The organism is Nitrospira sp., from assembly GCA_030692565.1.
Taxonomy (GTDB): Bacteria; Nitrospirota; Nitrospiria; order Nitrospirales; family Nitrospiraceae; genus Nitrospira_D.
In genome coordinates, this window is the sequence record JAUYAO010000050.1 from 85,207 (window position 1) to 103,261 (window position 18,055).

At 59.8% G+C, this 18,055-nt stretch carries 16 protein-coding genes; 9 read left to right on the plus strand and 7 right to left on the minus strand.

Translation table 11 applies throughout. The features are described from left to right. Positions 1-20 precede the first annotated feature (20 nt). Positions 21-1,742 (plus strand): PAS domain-containing protein, encoded by a 1,722-nt coding sequence (locus tag Q8N04_13145; protein ID MDP3091620.1) that lies wholly within the window; start codon positions 21-23, stop codon positions 1,740-1,742. Positions 1,743-1,817: 75 nt separating this feature from the next. On the opposite strand, the gene Q8N04_13150 is transcribed toward Q8N04_13145, so the two are convergent. Beyond that, a complete protein-coding gene (locus tag Q8N04_13150; GenBank protein MDP3091621.1) occupies positions 1,818-2,609 on the minus strand; it encodes a hypothetical protein in 792 nt (263 codons plus the stop codon). Between the two features lie 169 nt (positions 2,610-2,778). Here Q8N04_13150 and Q8N04_13155 point away from each other — a divergent pair, with 169 nt between their 5' ends. Together Q8N04_13155 and Q8N04_13160 are read left to right on the plus strand one after the other, a co-directional pair. Beyond that, positions 2,779-3,903 carry a beta-propeller fold lactonase family protein gene (locus Q8N04_13155; GenBank protein MDP3091622.1) on the plus strand — a complete coding sequence of 375 codons (1,125 nt, stop codon included), beginning with the start codon at positions 2,779-2,781 and terminating at the stop codon, positions 3,901-3,903. Positions 3,904-4,027: 124 nt separating this feature from the next. Next, a complete protein-coding gene (locus tag Q8N04_13160) occupies positions 4,028-8,560 on the plus strand; it encodes a DEAD/DEAH box helicase (GenBank protein ID MDP3091623.1) in 4,533 nt (1,510 codons plus the stop codon). On the opposite strand, the gene Q8N04_13165 is transcribed toward Q8N04_13160, so the two are convergent. Beyond that, positions 8,549-9,403 carry a universal stress protein gene (locus Q8N04_13165; protein MDP3091624.1) on the minus strand — a complete coding sequence of 285 codons (855 nt, stop codon included), beginning with the start codon at positions 9,401-9,403 and terminating at the stop codon, positions 8,549-8,551. The two genes, Q8N04_13160 and Q8N04_13165, sit on opposite strands and share 12 nt — an antisense overlap. A 17-nt stretch (positions 9,404-9,420) precedes the next feature. After that, on the minus strand, positions 9,421-9,840 hold the full coding sequence (locus tag Q8N04_13170; GenBank protein MDP3091625.1) for a DUF3015 family protein: 420 nt from the start codon (positions 9,838-9,840) through the stop codon (positions 9,421-9,423). 117 nt (positions 9,841-9,957) lie between these two features. On the opposite strand from Q8N04_13170, the gene Q8N04_13175 reads away from it, so the two are divergent. After that, on the plus strand, positions 9,958-11,028 hold the full coding sequence (locus Q8N04_13175; GenBank protein MDP3091626.1) for a hypothetical protein: 1,071 nt from the start codon (positions 9,958-9,960) through the stop codon (positions 11,026-11,028). Between the two features lie 115 nt (positions 11,029-11,143). Here Q8N04_13175 and Q8N04_13180 read toward each other — a convergent pair whose 3' ends face one another. From Q8N04_13180 to Q8N04_13195, 4 genes are all read right to left on the minus strand, one after another. Continuing rightward, positions 11,144-12,496 carry a DUF2330 domain-containing protein gene (locus tag Q8N04_13180; GenBank protein MDP3091627.1) on the minus strand — a complete coding sequence of 451 codons (1,353 nt, stop codon included), beginning with the start codon at positions 12,494-12,496 and terminating at the stop codon, positions 11,144-11,146. Beyond that, complete coding sequence (locus Q8N04_13185) at positions 12,493-13,380, minus strand: RnfABCDGE type electron transport complex subunit D (GenBank protein MDP3091628.1); 888 nt, start codon at positions 13,378-13,380, stop codon at positions 12,493-12,495. Before Q8N04_13185 ends, Q8N04_13180 begins: the two co-directional genes overlap by 4 nt. A 94-nt stretch (positions 13,381-13,474) precedes the next feature. Beyond that, positions 13,475-13,894, minus strand: coding sequence for a DUF86 domain-containing protein (locus tag Q8N04_13190; GenBank protein ID MDP3091629.1), 420 nt, complete (start codon positions 13,892-13,894; stop codon positions 13,475-13,477). Continuing rightward, positions 13,879-14,298, minus strand: coding sequence for a nucleotidyltransferase domain-containing protein (locus Q8N04_13195; GenBank protein MDP3091630.1), 420 nt, complete (start codon positions 14,296-14,298; stop codon positions 13,879-13,881). The genes Q8N04_13190 and Q8N04_13195 overlap by 16 nt, the downstream gene beginning before the upstream one ends. Positions 14,299-14,497: 199 nt before the next feature. Here Q8N04_13195 and Q8N04_13200 point away from each other — a divergent pair, with 199 nt between their 5' ends. From Q8N04_13200 to Q8N04_13220, 5 genes are all read left to right on the plus strand, one after another. Next, positions 14,498-14,944 carry a hypothetical protein gene (locus Q8N04_13200; protein MDP3091631.1) on the plus strand — a complete coding sequence of 149 codons (447 nt, stop codon included), beginning with the start codon at positions 14,498-14,500 and terminating at the stop codon, positions 14,942-14,944. A 117-nt stretch (positions 14,945-15,061) separates the two neighbouring features. Continuing rightward, positions 15,062-15,949: a hypothetical protein gene (locus Q8N04_13205; protein MDP3091632.1), complete on the plus strand. Its 888-nt coding sequence runs from the start codon at positions 15,062-15,064 to the stop codon at positions 15,947-15,949. A gap of 185 nt (positions 15,950-16,134) precedes the next feature. Continuing rightward, the gene (locus tag Q8N04_13210) at positions 16,135-16,590 is read left to right on the plus strand and encodes a hypothetical protein (GenBank protein MDP3091633.1); all 456 of its coding nucleotides are present in this window, start codon (positions 16,135-16,137) and stop codon (positions 16,588-16,590) included. Then, a complete protein-coding gene (locus Q8N04_13215) occupies positions 16,590-17,039 on the plus strand; it encodes a hypothetical protein (protein ID MDP3091634.1) in 450 nt (149 codons plus the stop codon). Before Q8N04_13210 ends, Q8N04_13215 begins: the two co-directional genes overlap by 1 nt. A gap of 106 nt (positions 17,040-17,145) precedes the next feature. Next, on the plus strand, positions 17,146-17,847 hold the full coding sequence (locus Q8N04_13220; GenBank protein MDP3091635.1) for a hypothetical protein: 702 nt from the start codon (positions 17,146-17,148) through the stop codon (positions 17,845-17,847). Positions 17,848-18,055: the final 208 nt, after the last annotated feature.

Here is an 18,055-nt window from a genome sequence, read left to right on the forward strand (position 1 = left end):
TGAAAGAGAACAATGCGCCCATGACTGTCACTTCAAGCGCTCGCATCAAACGAACGATCCTCTTCATCACCGGCGTGCTGTTTGTTGGAGGGGCAGTCATTGCATTTAAGCTCGGGTTGTCGACCGCCGTGCCGGACGCACGGCATCTGTTTAGTATTCTGGGTACATCCTACTTTCTCGCATGGGGCGCATACGCGCTGCTCTCGCATATCCCGCGGGAGGAAATCAGAAGCCAATTCGTATTGATGACACTGTCTCTTGCGGCGGTGCTCCTTTTGGCCGAAGTTCCTGTCTGGCTCAATCTCATCGATTATAGAAAGACGTTCGGGACCACCAGCTTTCTTCCCTGGGAGCAACCCAATTACGTTCCGGATCGTGAGCTGTTGGCGGTTCCACGTCCCGGGTCCACCGTGAAGACGGTGTTCGGCCGGGGCAACATCGGCGAAGGCATCTGTCTTCCGGTCCGGCCGTTCGAACCCTTCGATGTCAAGTACGACAAAAATGGATTCAGAAACGATCAGGATCTCGCAGAGGCGGAAGTCGCCGTCATCGGGGATTCGTATGTGGAGTCTCCTATGATGCCAGGATCGGTTCTCGCGACGACTCGATTAGCGGAGTTGTACGGAGGAGTTGTCGCTAACCTCGGACAATCCGGCTATGGTCCTCAGCAGGAGTTGGCGGTGTTGAAGCGTTATGCTCTTCCTCTTCGCCCAAAGTGGATCGTGTGGGTCTTCTACGAAGGCAATGATCTTGTTGACGCCCAAAGTTACGAGGACCGGGTGTCTGCTCTGAACGGCATGTGGAATAGGATGAGTCTGGCCTGGGACCGTTCGTTTTTTCTCAATAGCCTCATGGCGCTGGCACGATGGATCCATGGTTGTGTGCCGAACCAGCGGATCGCAGGGAATTATGGCTTGATTGATGGCGGGGACGGTCACGAGCAACGGATCTATTTCCTGGATCACACTTCATCCGTCGTGCCGACTGGACAGGAATTGAAGGCGTTACAGACAACCGCGAACGCTCTCAAGGAGGCCTATGAATTGGCTCAAAGCAAGGGCGCAGGCTTTATGGTCGCATTTGCTCCGACTAAGTTCAGGGTGTATCACGACATTGCCCGGTTTGATGGAAATGCACAGGGGGATCTGAAGTGGTGGGAGTTGAACGATTTGCCGGAACGGCTCCGTCGATTGGTAGCGGATATTTCACCGGACATCCACTATGTCGACCTCACGCCTGCGCTGTCGGCTGCGGCAAAGGCAAAGCAGCTGGTATTTATCCCTGACGACACCCATTGGACTAGCGATGGCCATCGTGTCGTGGCCGAGACGCTGCACCACGCACTCGCCTACGCGGGACGGGAATCATCCGTAAGTTATGAAAGCAGGACGCATGCAAAGGCCGGCGGCAGTGTGGACATCGCCAAGGGTGCCATGATGGTGCGGAATAAGGACGGGACCATTCGCTACTGGAGCGATAGGGCAAGCGAGTTGTACGGATGGGACAAGAAGAGCGCACTGGGGAAGGTGTCTCACCAGCTTCTCCATACGATATTTCCCGTTTCGCTTGAGCATATCGAAGCAGAGCTTTTAGCAAGAGGGTTTTGGGAGGGGCGCCTGATTCATGAGCGACGCGACGGCACGAAAGTCACGGTCTTCAGTCGCTGGGAGCTCCAGCAGGATGTCGACGCCAAGGGCCAATCAATCACCATCGTAGAAATCAATAGGGAGTCGCCTGCGTAACGGGGCATATTCACAGGGCCGGTCGATGTATTGATAACGAGCCTGCTACGGCATGGAGGACCGCCGGGTTCATCTCTACGGAGAATCGAGTTCACGGAGCGAGCGGTAGAGGTCGACGTGGGCCAATTGCAGTCCGGCGTCTCGAGGAAATTTGGTAGAGACGATTCGTTTCCCCGTCTCTTTCTGCGTGGCGTTGTCAGCAGCGCGGCAAGCATCAGGACCCATCATCGTCTCGCAGATGGCTTCCCATGTGCGCGGCTGGCCGTCGCTGACGTTGTAGACCTCGCCGGGGGTCCCTCGTTCCACGGCGGCAAGGCAGATGGCCGCGAGGTCTTCGACGTGGATCAGGTTGACGTATTTGCGCGTTGGGCCGACGCGGCCGGTTCTAATCCAGTCGAGGGGATTGCGTCCTGGGCCGTAAATGCCGGCGACGCGCAGCACGATGGCGCCATGTTTCAGGCGGAGGTGCTCTTCGCCTTGCACACGAGGCTTCGTGAGATCGATCGGGGCGGTTTCATCGATCCAAGGCGGCGGGTATGCGTGGGAGACTCCCGTGTCATAGGCGGAGGTGCTGCCGAGTACCACCAGGCGGCGGGCTGAGCCGCTCAGCGACGCAGCGAATTGCCGGACGAGATCAAGAGGCGTTGCGGGAAAGCACCAGAGGAGATCGGCATCGTGTGGGATATTTCCCCAGGTGTCATGCTGGGATAAATCAAACCGGAGACGGTGGGCCGGCGGCACATGGTCGAGATGCTCCTCCGGCGCGCGACTCGTGGCGTAGACCATTAGTGAGCGATCGGCGACGAGCGGCCAGAGAAAACGAGCGGTGTAGCCGGAGCCAAGTATGACGAGGGGATTGTGTGGCACGATGGAACACTCCGTCCTGTTTCACCTACAATCTGACAGCGCACAGCCGGCAAAGTCTATGGAAAACATGAGCGTCTCAGTTGGCATTAGTTTTCCATAGTGCTACACTATCAAAAGAGCAGTCGTGACTGCATAGTGTGTGAAGTAGATCAGGTGTGGAGGATGTACCATGATGAAATCGTTGTCGATCATGTACGCGTTGTCAGGACTGTTTCTTCTCACCGGCTGTCCAGGTGGCGGCGATGGTCCTGGAGGCAATTTTACGCTCGGTGGGACAGCGCCGCCTGTGGTTTACACAGCGAATGGCGGGTCTCATACTATTTCTGGTTTTACGATTGGAGCGGGGGGTGTATTGAGTCCCACTTCGCCAGCGAGTATCGCTACAGGGGGAACTACATCTGAGTGGGTCGCGGTATCTCCGAACGGACAATTTCTCTATGCGTCGAATCAAGGGTCTTCAAATATTTCGTCCTTCACAATCAATTCGGCAACGGGGGCCCTTGCTGTCACCAGCCCCGCGACTATTAGCGCGGGTGTTGGTTCTTCACCCAGAGGGATTACGATAACTCCCAACGGACAATTTGTGTATGTGGCGAATAGTGCGACGGATACTGTAGCGGGGTTTTCAATCGGGGTCGGTGGGGTGTTGTCTGCAACCGCTCAAGGGACATTCCCAACTGGGGGTACCTTGGCGAGGGGGATTGCGGTTTCTCCAAACGGGCAATTCCTCTATGTCGCAAATTCTGGCAGCAATACCGTGTCAGGATTCACGATTGGAGCCGCTGGCGCATTGGCCAGCATAGGCACAGTCTCTACCGGGGCAGGTTCAAGCCCTGAAGGGGTTGCTATTTCTCCCAATGGGTCATTCCTCTACGTGGTCAATACGGGTTTGAAAGAAGTTGCGGCCTTTGCGATTAATGGGAGCGGTAATTTGACAGCTCTCTTGACTCCAACATTTTCCACTGGAACTGTTGGGGCTGGTCCTCAACGGATTGTGATCTCACCGAATGGTTCATTCCTGTACGTTACCAATACACTTCATAACGAAGTTGCAAGACTTTCAATTCTCACCGGCGGGTTGTTGTCTACGCCAACAGCGACAGCTGGCTTATCCACGCCGATCGGGATTACGATTAATCCAACAGGCCAGTTTCTCTATGTGGCCAATAGTGGGAACGCGACGGTTGCAGCGTTTACAATTGATGGGACAGGGGCACTAACTCCGGCATCGCCCAGGGCCATCACTTCCGTAGGAGTGAATCCCATTGGGATTGCGACTCCTGGCCGTCCCTAAGATAAGCTCGTGGATCATTGGCCCGTGAGATCGTATTGCCTCACGGGCCTGTTCTTTCCCTAACCACACTGTTCGCAGGACCCCGATAGAGTCCCCTTCCCCCGGCGTGGTAAGATTTCACGCCATGCCACTGTCTTCTTTTCATCCCCTCATCGCGGAATGGTTCCTGACGCAGGTCGGGCAGCCGACGGATGTGCAGCGGCAGGCCTGGCCGGCGATTCAATCAGGGGCGGATGCGCTGATTGCCGCGCCGACCGGATCAGGCAAAACCCTCGCGGCGTTTCTCTCTTGCATCGATTCTCTCTTCAAACAAGCCCTTGCTCGTGAACTCGACGATCATACGCAGGTGTTGTACGTCTCGCCGCTCAAGGCTCTGAGCAACGACATCCAGAAGAATCTTCAAAAACCACTGGCGGAGATCGGACAATTGGCTTTGCAAGCTGGCTTGCTGATGCCGGAGCTGCGGGTACTGGTCCGCACAGGCGATACTCCGATGGCGGATCGGCAGCAGATGCTGAAGCGGCCGCCGCATATCCTCGTGACCACGCCGGAGTCGCTGTTCATCCTCCTGACGGCGGAGAAAAGCCGGCACATGTTGCAGACCGTGCGAACGGTCATCGTCGATGAAATTCATGCTCTGGCGCCGAACAAGCGGGGCGCCCATGTGGCCCTGTCGCTGGAACGACTGGAAGCGTTGACGCTGGTGAAGCCGCAACGCATCGGCTTGTCGGCGACCCAGCGACCGATCGAGCTGGTGGCGCAATTTCTGGTCGGGAGCCCCTCACCCAGCCCTCTCCCCCCAGGGGAGAGGGAAAGGGTGAGGGGATGCACGATCATCAATGTCGGGCATCGTCGCGAATTGGATCTGGCCGTTGAGGTGCCGAAGGATGAATTGAGCGCCGTGGCCACGAATGCCATCTGGTCCGATGTCTATGACCGTGTGGCTGAACTTGTGCGGCAGCATCGCTCGACGCTGGTGTTTGTGAATACCCGACGGCTGGCTGAACGGGTGTCGCACTATCTGGAAGAGCGGCTCCGCGATCTGGGCCCTGACGTGGTAGCGGCGCATCACGGCAGTCTGTCGCGGCAGATTCGTCTGTCGGCGGAGGAACGGTTGAAGACCGGCAAGACGCGCGTCGTCATTGCCACGGCCTCGTTGGAACTGGGGATCGATGTCGGCACGGTCGATCTCGTCTGTCAGATCGGTTCGCCGAGAGCGATCGCCACCGGGCTGCAACGGATCGGCCGTGCGGGCCACTGGGTCAAGGCGATTCCCAAAGGCCGCATCTTTGCCATGACGCGGGATGAACTGTTGGAGTGCGCGGCGCTCGTGCGCGCGATCCGCCGGGGGACGCTGGATCAGATCACGATCCCGCCTGCTCCGCTCGACATTCTTTCCCAACAGATTGTCGCAGCAGCGGCCACTCAGACCTGGACGGAAGAAGAGCTGTTCGCTTTGGTCCGTCGCGCCTATCCCTATCGGAATCTGTCGCAGGCTGAGTTCGATGGCGTGCTGCGCATGCTGGCCGATGGGATCGCCACTCAGCGGGGGCGGGGCCTGGCCTATCTGTTCCATGACCGGATCAACGGGCGGATCAAGGGGCGGCGAGGCGCGCGGCTGGCGGCGATCACCTCCGGGGGCGCCATTCCAGATACGGCTAACTACGCGGTGGTAGCGGAGCCCGATGGGACGGTGGTGGGATCGGTCGACGAGGATTTCGCGGTGGAGAGTTTGGCTGGCGACATCATGTTGTTGGGCAATACATCGTGGCGCATCAAAGGGATCGAGGCGGGGAAGGTCCGTGTGGAAGATGCCCAGGGCGCGCCGCCGAACATTCCGTTCTGGCGTGGCGAGGCTCCGTCGAGGACAGCCGAATTATCGGCGGAGGTAGCGTCGTTGCGGCAAGAAATTACAACCAGACTGGGTCGCTCCCCTCACCCGTCCCTCTCCCCTGAGGGGAGAGGTGAAGGAGAGGGGCCGCGCATCACGCATCACGCATCACCCATCACCTGGCTTCGGAATGAATGCGCATTGGATCAGCGTGGCGCGCAGCAGGCCATCGAGTACGTGCTCACCGGCAAGGCCGTACTGGGGACCGTGCCGACGCAGGAGACGATCGTCGCCGAGCGGTTCTTCGACGAAAGCGGCGGGATGCAGCTGGTTCTGCACGCGCCCTTCGGCGGGCGGATCAACCGGGCCTGGGGCCTCGCCCTGCGCAAGCGGTTCTGCGTTACGTTCGATTTCGAGTTACAGGCCGCGGCGACAGATAACGGCTTGGTGATCTCGCTCGGCGAGAAGCACAGTTTCCCGCTGGAGTCCGTCTTCGGGTATCTCTACTCGAAGACGGTCCGTGAGGTGCTGATTCAGGCGGTGCTCCTCGCGCCGATGTTCGCGACGCGCTGGCGCTGGAATGCGTCGCGTTCGCTGGCGCTGCTCAGATTTTCCAACGGCAAGAAGGTGCCTCCGCAGATTCAGCGGATGAAGTCGGAAGATTTGCTCGCGGCGGTCTTCCCGGATGCGATCGCCTGCCAGGAGAATCTGACCGGCGAGCGGGCAGCCAGGCAGATTCCGGATCATCCCCTCGTGAACGAAACTATCCGAGATTGCCTGACGGAGGCGATGGATCTGGAGGGGCTGACGGCCGTGCTGAAGGCCATCGAAACCGGCACGATTCGCTGCGTCGCGGTGGATACGCCCGTGCCCTCGGTCTTTTCCCATGAGATTCTGAACGCCAACCCCTACGCGTTTCTTGATGACGCGCCGCTGGAAGAGCGCCGCGCCCGGGCGGTGGAAATGCGGCGGACGCTACCGCCGGAGATGCTCGGGCAGGTCGGCGCGCTCGACCCGGCGGCGATTGAGGAGGTCGAGCGGGAGGCGTGGCCGGTGGTCCGGGATGCCGACGAACTGCACGATGCGTTGCTGACACTGCTTTGGGTGCCGGTCCAGGAGGGAGAGCGTTGGACAGCGTTCCTGCCGCCATTGATAGAAGCGGGACGTGCAGTGGTGATCAAGACTCCCCTCTCCTCAATCCTCTCCCCTGAGGGGAGAGGAGAAGGTGAGGGGACTTCGGCGAGCTCAGTCGAGCCGCGAGAGGCGAGCGGGTGGATCGCAACAGAGCGGCAGATGGAGGTAACGGCTGCACTGGCGATGCAAGACGCTGCGACGCTGGATGCGATTGTCCAGGGGTGGATGGAGAGTATCGGCCCAACGACGGTGCCGCAGCTGGCCGACCGGCTGCATTTGTCTGTCGATGGTGTCATGGCAGCGATGCTGAAACTCGAATCGCAAGGCCAAGTCCTCCGCGGCCATTTCCGTCCTAGCGCGTCACTTGTCACGGGTCACGCGTCACAGGCTTCGTCCGAATGGTGTCATCGCCGGCTCCTGGCGCGGATTCATCGATTGACGATCGGACGGTTGCGCAAGGACATCGAGCCGGTCACCGCCGCCGAGTTCATGCGCTTCCTGCTCCAGTGGCAGCATGTGACGCCGGGCTCTCGGCAGCATGGGGAGGCCGGACTCACGCGGATCATCACGCAATTAGCCGGGTTTGAAGCGGCGGCTTCAGCCTGGGAACCGCAGCTCTTGCGTGCGCGTCTGGCGAAATACGAGCCGGAGTTTCTAGACCGGCTCTGTCTCAGCGGCGCGGTCAGTTGGGGGCGTATTTCGCCGCATCCGCGTCTGGCCTTCTCGGGTGACGCTGATAAGGCGCGGCGCATCGTGCCCACGAGCGTCGCCCCGATCAGTCTGTTTCCGCGTGAGGACGGAGAGTGGTTGATGGCGGCATTCGCAGAGGGTGGCGCGCAGACAGGACCGGATACCTACGGCCAATTGAGTGCCGTGGCTCAGGACTTGCGCCGTGCGTTGCAGGAGCGAGGCGCCAGCTTTTTTGCGGATCTTGTGAAATTAACCAATCATCTGCCGGCGGAGGTCGAGGCGGGGGTCTGGGAGTTGGTCGCGGCGGGCCTGGTGACGGCCGACGGGTTCGACAATCTCCGCGCTCTCATGGATCCGCGGCGCCGCCGTGCCGAGGGGCGGGATCGCGCCCGCCGGCCTCGCCATACAGCGGGCCGCTGGTCGCTGCTCCGGAGCATGGAGGCGCGAGGTCCGTGGCACGAGGCTAGAGGAGAATCGCCTGCCAACCCCTTGCCCCTTGCCTCTCGCCCCTCGCCATTCAACTTGTCCCTTCTCACGCATCACGCGTCACTGACTTCAGAGCGTGTTGCCCGTCAGCTCTTACGCCGGTACGGGGTGGTCTTTCGGGATCTGTTGGTGCGGGAGTCGTTGGTGCAGTCGTGGCGGGACCTGCTCGTGGTGTATCGGAAATTGGAACTGCAAGGGGAGCTGCGCGGCGGGCGATTTGTGACAGGCTTTGTCGGCGAGCAGTTCGCGCTGCCGGAAGCAGTGGAGGCCCTGCGCGCGCTGCGCAAGTCCGTGGGCAGCGCCACGACGGGACAAGAGATCAAACTTTCCGCGTCCGATCCGTTGAATCTCGTCGGAATCATTCTGCCGGGGCCGAAAATTCCGGCCGTGCCGACGAATTTTCTCATTCTCAAAGACGGGGTGGTCGTGCGTACGGTGCTGCGAAAGCAGTCTGAAGGAATGTCGGGAATGTCGGACGGGCCGGTGAGTGTGGTGCGGAGGATGTCAGACCGGTAGGGCCAGCAGGGGGCAGCGGGCGCCGCGCAGCACTCGCTCGGTGGTGCTGCCTCGCATGAGGTCCAGCAAGGTAAGCTGCTTCGACGTCGTCATGACGATGAGATCCACATCGAAATCTTTCCCCATCGCGAGAATCACCTCGACCACGTTTCCCTGGCAGGCCATCGTGTGCCAGAGCCAGCCGGTCTTGATCGGGTAGCGGAGCGAGTGGAGCATGCGGTCATCTCCCACTTGCACGACGATCACCGTGAGATTGTCGCAGCCCAGGGCGGACGCCAACTGCGCGGTCATGTCGATGGCCAGTTGCGGGCTGTATTCCGCGCTCACCGGCACCAGCACCCGGCGGAGCTTCGGTTGCCCTGAATCCTTTGCCACGAATCCTTCGACCTGCGCGGGGACGAACAGTGTGGCCATTTGACTCCCGCGGGCGACCGGTTCGGCGACACTCTCATGCTGCCATCGGGCGAGTCCTTCGTGCTGATTCGTGGACATCACCAGCAAATCGGCCGGGTGCTTGGCGAGGTATTGGAGAATGGCTTCGGTCCGGTTCTTTGCCACGGTGCGAGTCTTCTTGATCGCGATCCCCAGGTCGGCCACCTGCTCGCGTGGACTGCCGTGAGGAAGGAGCCCCCAGCGTTCAAGCAACGGGCGGACTTGGGGAAAGTCTTCGAAATCCGCCCGGGGAACATCCGGATCGACGTGCATGATCGACAGCTCGCCGTGAGCGGCCACGGCCAGTTTCACCGCGTGGACCAGTCCGGTGTGGCTGTCCTCTGAAAAATCAGAGGGATGGAGGATTCGTTGAAAAGGGAGTGTCGCGGCGGAGGCTTGAGGTGTGGTCATACGAGATCCGACAGGGGTTAGTGGGATAGCCGATAGGGTTGGGCGGTTTCGTGAAGCTGCGCGAGCCATTGCTCCGGGGCCGCATGGGAGCCTGGCCAATCTTGGGCATAGCGGCGTTGGACCGCGGCGCCGAAGTCTGCGCGCCGGGGCTCCGGCACGCCGAGCAAGGTCCCGACGGCGGTCAGATACTCGCCGGATCCGGCCGCGATGTTCTGCTCCATGTTCTCCCGGCTCGCCGCGATGAAGGCAAGCGCCTTGTAGTCCGGCTTCACCAGCCCGTCTTCTGAAACCCAGCTATGAACCGATGATGTGGTGCCGCTGACATTGGAGGTCGTATCCATCGTCTGATCGAGCGTGGCCTTGATTGAACAGCCGCTGGAGAGGGTCAGCGTCAGGAGCACGAGAGCAAGGCGTGCTGAATTTGATGGTGTGCGCATAGGGGCTCCTTCTCCGCGAGAAAGTCGAATAGCCAATATCTGGAGGCACTATACCACAGCACCCCTTAAGTTTAGCTAGGGGGGATCCGATAAGGTCCACAGGAAGGAACAGCAGTCATGCCTATCTCAGCTTTGACCCCGTTCGACCCGTCCAAATTCTTCCAGGCCCCGGCGGCGAATGCTGCGGGCGCTCAGCGGTTGGATACGAAAGTGTCCGCCATTTCCGCGTCGACGGACCTGACCGGACAGTTGAGCGTGACGACGGCCGAAGGCGACAAGATCACGCTGACCGCCGACTTTGAAGCCCGGTATCGGGCAGTGACCTATCAGGCGAAGGCGGAGACTGAACAGGGCACGGTCGAGGTCAAGGCCACGAGCGTTGAGGCGTCATTGAAGAAGCAGTATGGCGTGACGGTCGAAGGGGACCTGAACGAGCAGGAGTTGCACGATCTCGAAAAGCTGTTCCGTAAGGTAAGCAATATTTTCCGCAAGTATTTCCGCGGCCAGGACGACGAAGCGCTGGCCAAGACGGCCAAGCTCGCCGACAAGTTCGGGGGGCTGTCATCACTATCCAGCTTGGACCTCAGTATCAATGTCGAACGATCGGTGACGGTTGTTGCAGCTCAGGTGGCGTCGTCCGTGACCGGACAGCCGGCGCTGCCGGAGAATCAACCGGCTCCGACTCCGACCTCAACTCAGACGTCCCGTACTCCCTCAATCCCGGTTACCCCGGGTGCGGCGCCTTCGACGGTTGCGGCGATCCCGCAATCGTCAACCGGTACCACGGCGCCCACCCAGCCTTCGACGGATGCAGCGGCTCCGGCAGCGGACGCGACGACTCGCCTCGTCGCCCCGGCGCCGGGTGCCTCGCAGCCGAAGTCGCTGGTTGAGCAAGTCTTAGCCGTGTTTGACGAGGCGAAGGTGGAGTCAGGGAAGATCCGGAAGTATCTGCCGGACTTCCTCAAAAAGTTGCGTGAGAATCTTGGCCGGGAATTGAGGGGCGAGCATGAACGGACTCCGCAGGCATCCCCCGCCGGACCGCCGGAAACTCCAGCCGCCCTTTCTGCGACGCCTGCTGCCGGACAGCCGGAGTCTCCAGTGGGCACTCCTTCGACGACGGTCAACGGCGCAGTCTTGGCGTATCGATCGGTCAGCCTGACGTCGGTCTCCCTCTCGATCAGGACATAGCGCAGGATCTTTCTCCTGCTAGAGCAAGAAGCGTCGGCCGCGGGGCTGGCGTCGAGCGAAGACGACGGCGAGGCCTGGTGATCCCAGGCCTCGCCGTTGTCGTGTGTGCGCGGTGCTAGTTCGCCCACAACTGCTGATACCACTTCTTCCCCTCGACGGTCGGCATGGCCGCGATGTTCATCGTCTTGCGGATCTCGCCGATATTCCAGCCGGTTAACGTGGCCAGAGTCTGCGCTTCCCGTTCATAGCGTTCCCGCAGTTGCTGACGATAGGCGGTCGCCGCCGCGCATTCGTCCGTGCCCGTCCAGGGATGGCGTAGGATGTAGCGTGCCTGGAAATTCGACCGATCTGAGGTCTCCTGGAACATCAGGTCTTCGGGGAAGTGCGCCGCGTCATAGCGAACGTGCAGGCGGGTCAGGAATACGTTCTGGGCCATCGGCATGCTCCGGCCTCGTTGCGGGCCGCCGAGGCTGTCCTGCCAGAAGACCCCCAGCCCGCGCAGTTCCTCGGCCGAGAGAGGATTCGCCGCGCAAGGGTCGCACCAGTTCATATCCCAGGCATATTCCAGAAACACGCCGCGCTCGCTCTCGCGCTTCACTTGTTGCGTGAAGAGATCGCGATAGAAGTCTCCGAACTTGTCCTTTACATAGAGCGGGATCTCCTGCGCTTCCGGCAAGCGGACCGTGCGATAGTTCGTCGTCTCCACGCGGCCTTGCTTGGTCAGGAAATAGATGAACAGTTCCTGGGCGCCGTCGGCGTTCACCGTGCCCAGGCGAATCGGCAGCATGAACTTCGGCGATTCAAAGGCAATCTGGAGTGGCCGTAGATGCGTGAGGCCCAGCTTGGCTTGTTCGCCCAGATTGACCTTGGCCACAAAGAACTTCAAATTCTGTTTCAGATAACTGTGGAGCACGGCTGAAGCCCCGTTGGGGATTTTGTAACCGTTCTCCGTCAGCCAGGTTTCCAGGCCGGCGCTTTCCTTTGCCGAAAGGATGAGGATGTCGTACTCGCCGACGAGGTATTGCGCCTCCACCGTCACGCCCAGGACCTGATCGCGTTCGCGTTTGGCCTCGGTGGCGGCCGGGGCCATGCTTTTCATGGCGCCCATCCGGTCCTGCATCATGTCGTAGCGCCGGCAGGGATTCTCGTCGAAGTATTCCACCAGCCGGGGGGCTGAATAGTCGGCCAGATGTTTCAGCACGGCCGGATCGCCGACGTGGATTTGCTCCTTCTCCAAGATCGTCGGCACCGGCACGACCATCGCAAATTCCTTCACGTCGCCTTTGAAATCGTTGGCCATCGTGATGACGGTCTTGTTGTCGTGGCGCGCGATGGCGACTTCCGACGCTTTGTTGAACAGCTTCGTATCGGCCTTGCCGACATAGAAGCCGCAGAAGGCGGAAGCTTCGCTGCTCCAGGTACACAGGCCAAGGAATAATGTGAGCATGGGAATGATGAAGCGTCTCATGAGAACCTCCTTGGTTGTGAAAGGGACAGGCGACAGGCTGCTGGGCACAGGGGAGAAACAGGCGACGAACCATTCGATGGGGCTGACCACTTGTATCGAACACCTTGAAACAAATAGTCGATGGCCGGGACCAGCGGCGCACAGGCGATCAAGCCCCAGAGCGGGCCGTTGGATTTGAATAAGCCGAATTGCACATAGAGAGCAGCCAGCGTGACGAGCAGGGCGTAGAAGATCCGGCCGCTTCTGGAATCAGGGGTCGTTTTGGGATCGGAGATCATGAAGAAGGCAAAGATGAGCAGTGCGCCGCTTTCAATCTGATGCAGCGGGATCGTGAGCGGATCGCCCAGCCAGATGGCTCGTGCGAACAACAGACCGACATAGAAGGCAAGAAAGGCGAGGGTCACATCGGCCCGCGCCGCCCGGGTGACCACGAGGCTGCCGAGGCAGGCGATGAGAAAACCGAACCAGGCGACCTGCCCCCACTGCCCCGGCGACATCCAGCCGAGCCCGCCGGCAATCATAACGACCAGCGCCAGATTCGTCGGATTGAAGACGTGCTTGTCCTTCCAGCGGATGACGAACTTACTGCCGATCGCGATGATGGCGGCCAACGCGGCCATGGCGAGGTCGTCTGTGCGGAGCAGGAGGCAGAGCGAGAGGGCCGAGATCAACGGGCTCTTGGGGTCAAAGGCAGGCAGATCGTAAATGCGCGTGCCGGCATATTGAGTCAGTAACGCCGCGCCGATCGTGACGGCGATTTGCCCGGGCGACACCGTGAAGTGCAGCCCGCCGATGCCATACAGCAGCAGCGTGCTCAGACTGGCGATCTGGTACAGGCGGGGATCGAGTGCTGAAAGTCCCGTCTTGAGTCGATGCAGGTTCATCAGGCACCTCGTGAGTAGAGTGGCGTTGCCTTCTACCCACGATATGGCGCGAGGAATGGAATCCTTTCAGGGGAAAGAGGGGGGAGTTTAAGGCTCAGCGTTTAGCGAGTTGCTGGGCAATGGCCTTGGCAAATTGCCGGAAATCGTCGAGGTGGCGGGTACAGATCTGATAGACGATGTTCCAATCGATGGTCTGATAGCTATGCACGGCGATGTTTCTAAATCCCACGGCTTTCATCATCCGGTCTGCCAAGGCGGGGGGAATGACGTTCACCTCCTGCAGAATGGCGAAATTGTCGGCCATGGTCGAGGGCGCTTTGGAGGAGGTGTCGACGATGACATGCGCGGCAAGGTCGACGCAGAGTTGGACGGCACGCTGAAGATTGAGCGCGATGATGTCTTGGAGATCGGGGTCGTGGGCAAGCGGGTCGGCAGAGGGCGGTGTCTTGGCGGCAATTCGCTCGACGCAACGCCGGAGTGATTCGAGCTTGGCTTGGACTATGTCCCGATCCATGCGCGCCTTCTATCGGACAATATCCGACGGTAGTAAGGCATCACATCGGCCTCTTCATAGATCATGCGCAGGAGGAGTTCAGCGTAGCGCGTCCGATCGTTGCAGAGAATCATGCGTCCCTGCGTGAAGATCCGGTGCAACAGCGGGCTATGTACCTGGTCGATGTCGATGAGGTCCACAGGCCGCCCGAAAGTCAGCGCAAGGTCTTCAATGAGCGCGATACGAGCCTCGGCCGTGAGCGGCGTGACGGTGGCAATGGCCACGTCGAGGTCGCTGTCCGGCCGCGCATGCCCTGTGGCTGTGGACCCGAAAAGGATCGCAATGGCCACAGCGGTGTGGCGAGCCATGACATGAGCGATTTGTCGCTCAATGCCGGAAAGGGCTTGAGGTACCTGTTGTGCCATGATTCCTGAGTATCACGATTGCCTCAAAGCTGCAAGGATATGGGATGAGGAGGGGGCAATCCTCGATTCGGCAGTGGGGGCAGGCTTGGCAATGCCTGCCCGTCAGAAGGAGGCAATTGACAGGGCGGAAGCGTGTCGTTAGGGTTCCATGAAATAACGGTGGGTTGATGTGCCGGTCGGCTGAAAAGGGGGAAGACGCATGCCCAATAACTATGCCGTGTTGAATGATGGGAGCGTGGTGGTGGAGCTGTGGACAGGGCAGGTCACTCACGACGAACTTCTTGCGCATGAACGGCTGCATTTAAGCGATCCGTCGGTGAAGGCCGGTGCATCGGTGCTGGTTGACGCCGAACGGGCGCACTTCGGCACGACGATGGAGGAGATCAAAGAGGTCGTCGATCTCTATGGCCAAGTGATTGGGAAGCTCAAGGTGGGCCGGATGGCGCTCCTGGTGAATACGGAAACGTACGAACGAGCCCTGGTGTTTTTGAAAGCGGTGGAAGGGTATGGCGTGAAGGTGATCGTCTTCAACTCTCCCGACATCGCCTGCACCTGGCTGGGTCTCGACGTCAACGTGGCGCGCGCTCAATTGCAGGCGCTTCAGGCGCAATCAGCTCAGGGCGATTTTGCACCAGCCATTTCCTGAGCCGGGAGATGAACTGTGAGTAAGATGTCGGCTGTCGCGTGAGTCGCAAGATGGTAAGGAAGAACAAAGGGGGATGACCCGTAAATCTGTTTCATGTACGGCCAGAATTGGAGGACCATGATGATCAGGACGAGGACTCGTGTTGCTGTTGCTGTGGTAGCCGCCGTGGCGTTGTGGGGAGTACCCGGTGTCGGGTTGGCCGACTGTGTGGACGGAGTACGTGATGCGACACCGGCCGAGCTCGGATTCGCGGCCCGAGCGGAAGCGGCGCTGGCAGCGGCATTGCCCGCCCCGGTTGCCAATAGCGAGCGGCGCGGGGCTCCGTACGACTTTTCACGCCAGCCGCGCCTGTCCTTCTGCCGTGGTACAGGGGAAGGGGCGTTTTCGTCCAATGCGAGCGGCGGCTATCTGTACAAGTTCCCCAAGGCCGAGGCCGATCGCATGTACGTCGAGCGCAAGAGTCTTGAAAAGCAAATTGAGGAATTGGAAAAGCTCCCGCCGGAGAAAGAGGGGCAGCACAAGCAGTTGCTCGCGCAAATGCGCACAGCGTACGACGCCGCGCCACGGCGGGCGCGAAAAGATCCTCCCTTCACGTCGGAGCAACAGGCGCAAGCAGATCGCGCCAATGCCGAAGGCCGAAAGCTCGAGGAGGCCGCCAATAAGTTCGTCGCCGATCACAGGGCCAGCGTGAAACCGCAGGCCGATCTCCTGCGCGCCCAGGCCAAGCGGCTTGAGACGTTTCCCCAGGAGATCACGGTGCGTCTCGCGATGAATGTGGAGCGCTTTCCGGAGGCCGGCCCGACCACGGCGACGTTCGGCGTCGCGAGTGCGCGGCGCAGCGAGGGCTTGCGCGTGCACAACGTGATGGTGCTCGTCGAGGGGCCGGAAGGTCCGGCCCGGCAGGCGTTGTTCGACGCAGTGGACAAGGACTATGTGCGGGGACTCGTGGGGCAGCCGCTGCCGGACGTTGCGGCGTCGAAGGCACGGGCTGAACGCGCCCCGTAGACGCCGCCCGCGGTCGTATCAACAGCAGTGGCCAGCTCGCTCTTGGCACTCACTGTGAGGGTGCCGCTGGCAGAGTGATGCGGGGGAAACAGGCTTCGGGATCCAGTGATTTCAACGTAGGCATTGATGGAGCGCGGCTTCACGATGTGTGAACAAGTATTCTTATCCAGGGGCAAGGCCAGCACATGCGCTATTTCATGGGACTCGCACTGGTGTTTGTGTGGTTGGGAACTGCGAAAGCGCTGACGCCTCTGCCAGATAACTCGCCTGGCTTCTTTTCGGGCGAATGGGCGGGGGCGGGTCATCATGGCGCCTATTGCTATCTGAACCTGAGTGCTGACGGCTGGGGGTGGGTGCTCATCGATGGCGGGACGGGCGACTGGCTGGGCGCGCGCATGCAATGGCGCAATCAGCAACAGTCCCTGCAAGTCGAACAAATCATCCCGCTCGTGGCTTCCGCCCAACTGCGTGTCATGCCATTGAAACAATTTGTCCTCAGCAGCGGATTCAATCAATCGTTGAAATTGACGTGGAATGAACCGTCCGGCGGGTGCCACTTACAAAAGATAGATGCAACCGCACGGCATCTTCTTGGGGCACGCCAAACACTGGAGAGTGTTCGGCCGGGAGCAGGCAAGTGATGAAGGACGGAAATGCATTCTGGCGGGCCGTCCGCATCTCCTGGCCGGTGCTCGGGGGGCTATGGGGCGCGTGGATAGGATTCGGGGGGTACCTCGGTGTGGCTCCCAATGCCGATAGTTTTGCGATGCTGCTCGCGATGGGGTTTTATGTTGTGTTTGCAGTGGCCGGTCTTTTGGCCGGCATCGCAATAGGCGGGCTGACCGGTGGAATAGCCGAGTGGCTGCTTCGGCGAGTTGGCGTGGGAATCGCCGGCGCGCTGATCGTGGCGACGGTGGTAAATGCGTTGGTGCTTTGGCAAGTCGCCGGCTTCGTTCAGGCGAAGTATCCAGGATTGAACGCCCCTGCGGCGAAGCTCGCAGTGTCTTCAACAATCAAATCTTCGCCAGCGAATCCCTGTGCGCATCAGAAGATCGAAAAGGTTCCACGAGCCGGTGCTTGTTCTAGCTGAAGGCAGAGATCGACGTGATGATCGGGGAAAAGTAGAATGTCCCTGTTTGGTCCCTGTTTGGTCCCTCCCTATTTGTCCGTCAATACACGTATTAGGTAGGTCTACCATGCTTACATCGGAGCTCACGCAACGCATCAAGTCGGCAGGTTTCTATCCCATCCCTGTTGAGCGAGGCGCCAGCCGTGATGAATCGACGGATTTGGTGTTTTCCGGCTCGTTGGAGGAGTTTTTTGAGGCGGCAAAGGCGTTGGGAGCGACGGTGATGTTTTTCTTCGTCTCGAAGCTCGGCGAAGAAGATTTTAATTATGATGTCGATTGCGACTATAACGATGGTGGTGAACACTTAGATGAGGAAGTATTGAGTTCGGATGAGTCTGCGGGAGGTGCAGAGAGCTTTGATTTGACGGTTGCATGGCCCTCATTGGCAGACTTCAGGAAGCATCTAGGAGAGGAGTGTCAGTTTCTATTGATCGCAAAGAGTCAGTTGGCTGCACTTAGCTTTTCTTTATCTGAGGCTTGGTGGAATTCGTTTGAGGAACAACAGCAAAAGGCTATCGAGAAGGTTGATGAAGACCGGGAGGCGATTCGCAAAAAGATGGAGGCGCAGCGGTTAAAGAAGGAGGAGAGCGTGCTTGCCAAGACCCGGAGCCTTTTGGACGACTCAGTGTTTTGTCGCATCTCTACGCAACGCGGTATGCGGGCATATGCCCTTGAAAAGTTTCCTGAATTAGAGGGCGTGGACGATTCGCGTCTCACGCAGGAGATTCAGAAGCTGAGTGATAAAACTAAAACGAGAAAGCGAAGGTGATGGGAAGACCGAGGGCAGGCTTGCCGTTCGCTTGAGCTAGTCACGTCCCAGACTGTCGCGCAAGGCGAGCTAGGAGCCTGTCCGAGTAATGGCTGACCATGCGTGACAAGACGTAGATTCACGGCAGGACCAGCAGCGATTCGGTCCGCCGCCGAAGGGTGTGGCCGATACGTGTGCCAATGAGTGGAATTGTGATCGGTTTGGGGGG

Coding starts and splice junctions, on each gene's coding strand:
- Q8N04_13165 (MDP3091624.1), bottom strand. CDS start 9,403: ATGACCACACCTCAAGCCTCCGCCGCGACACTCCCTTTTCAACGAATC.
- Q8N04_13220 (MDP3091635.1), top strand. CDS start 17,146: ATGCTTACATCGGAGCTCACGCAACGCATCAAGTCGGCAGGTTTCTAT.
- Q8N04_13190 (MDP3091629.1), bottom strand. CDS start 13,894: ATGGATCGGGACATAGTCCAAGCCAAGCTCGAATCACTCCGGCGTTGC.
- Q8N04_13160 (MDP3091623.1), top strand. CDS start 4,028: ATGCCACTGTCTTCTTTTCATCCCCTCATCGCGGAATGGTTCCTGACG.
- Q8N04_13195 (MDP3091630.1), bottom strand. CDS start 14,298: ATGGCACAACAGGTACCTCAAGCCCTTTCCGGCATTGAGCGACAAATC.
- Q8N04_13145 (MDP3091620.1), top strand. CDS start 21: ATGACTGTCACTTCAAGCGCTCGCATCAAACGAACGATCCTCTTCATC.
- Q8N04_13215 (MDP3091634.1), top strand. CDS start 16,590: ATGAAGGACGGAAATGCATTCTGGCGGGCCGTCCGCATCTCCTGGCCG.
- Q8N04_13180 (MDP3091627.1), bottom strand. CDS start 12,496: ATGAGACGCTTCATCATTCCCATGCTCACATTATTCCTTGGCCTGTGT.
- Q8N04_13175 (MDP3091626.1), top strand. CDS start 9,958: ATGCCTATCTCAGCTTTGACCCCGTTCGACCCGTCCAAATTCTTCCAG.
- Q8N04_13170 (MDP3091625.1), bottom strand. CDS start 9,840: ATGCGCACACCATCAAATTCAGCACGCCTTGCTCTCGTGCTCCTGACG.
- Q8N04_13185 (MDP3091628.1), bottom strand. CDS start 13,380: ATGAACCTGCATCGACTCAAGACGGGACTTTCAGCACTCGATCCCCGC.
- Q8N04_13200 (MDP3091631.1), top strand. CDS start 14,498: ATGCCCAATAACTATGCCGTGTTGAATGATGGGAGCGTGGTGGTGGAG.
- Q8N04_13205 (MDP3091632.1), top strand. CDS start 15,062: ATGATGATCAGGACGAGGACTCGTGTTGCTGTTGCTGTGGTAGCCGCC.
- Q8N04_13210 (MDP3091633.1), top strand. CDS start 16,135: ATGCGCTATTTCATGGGACTCGCACTGGTGTTTGTGTGGTTGGGAACT.
- Q8N04_13155 (MDP3091622.1), top strand. CDS start 2,779: ATGATGAAATCGTTGTCGATCATGTACGCGTTGTCAGGACTGTTTCTT.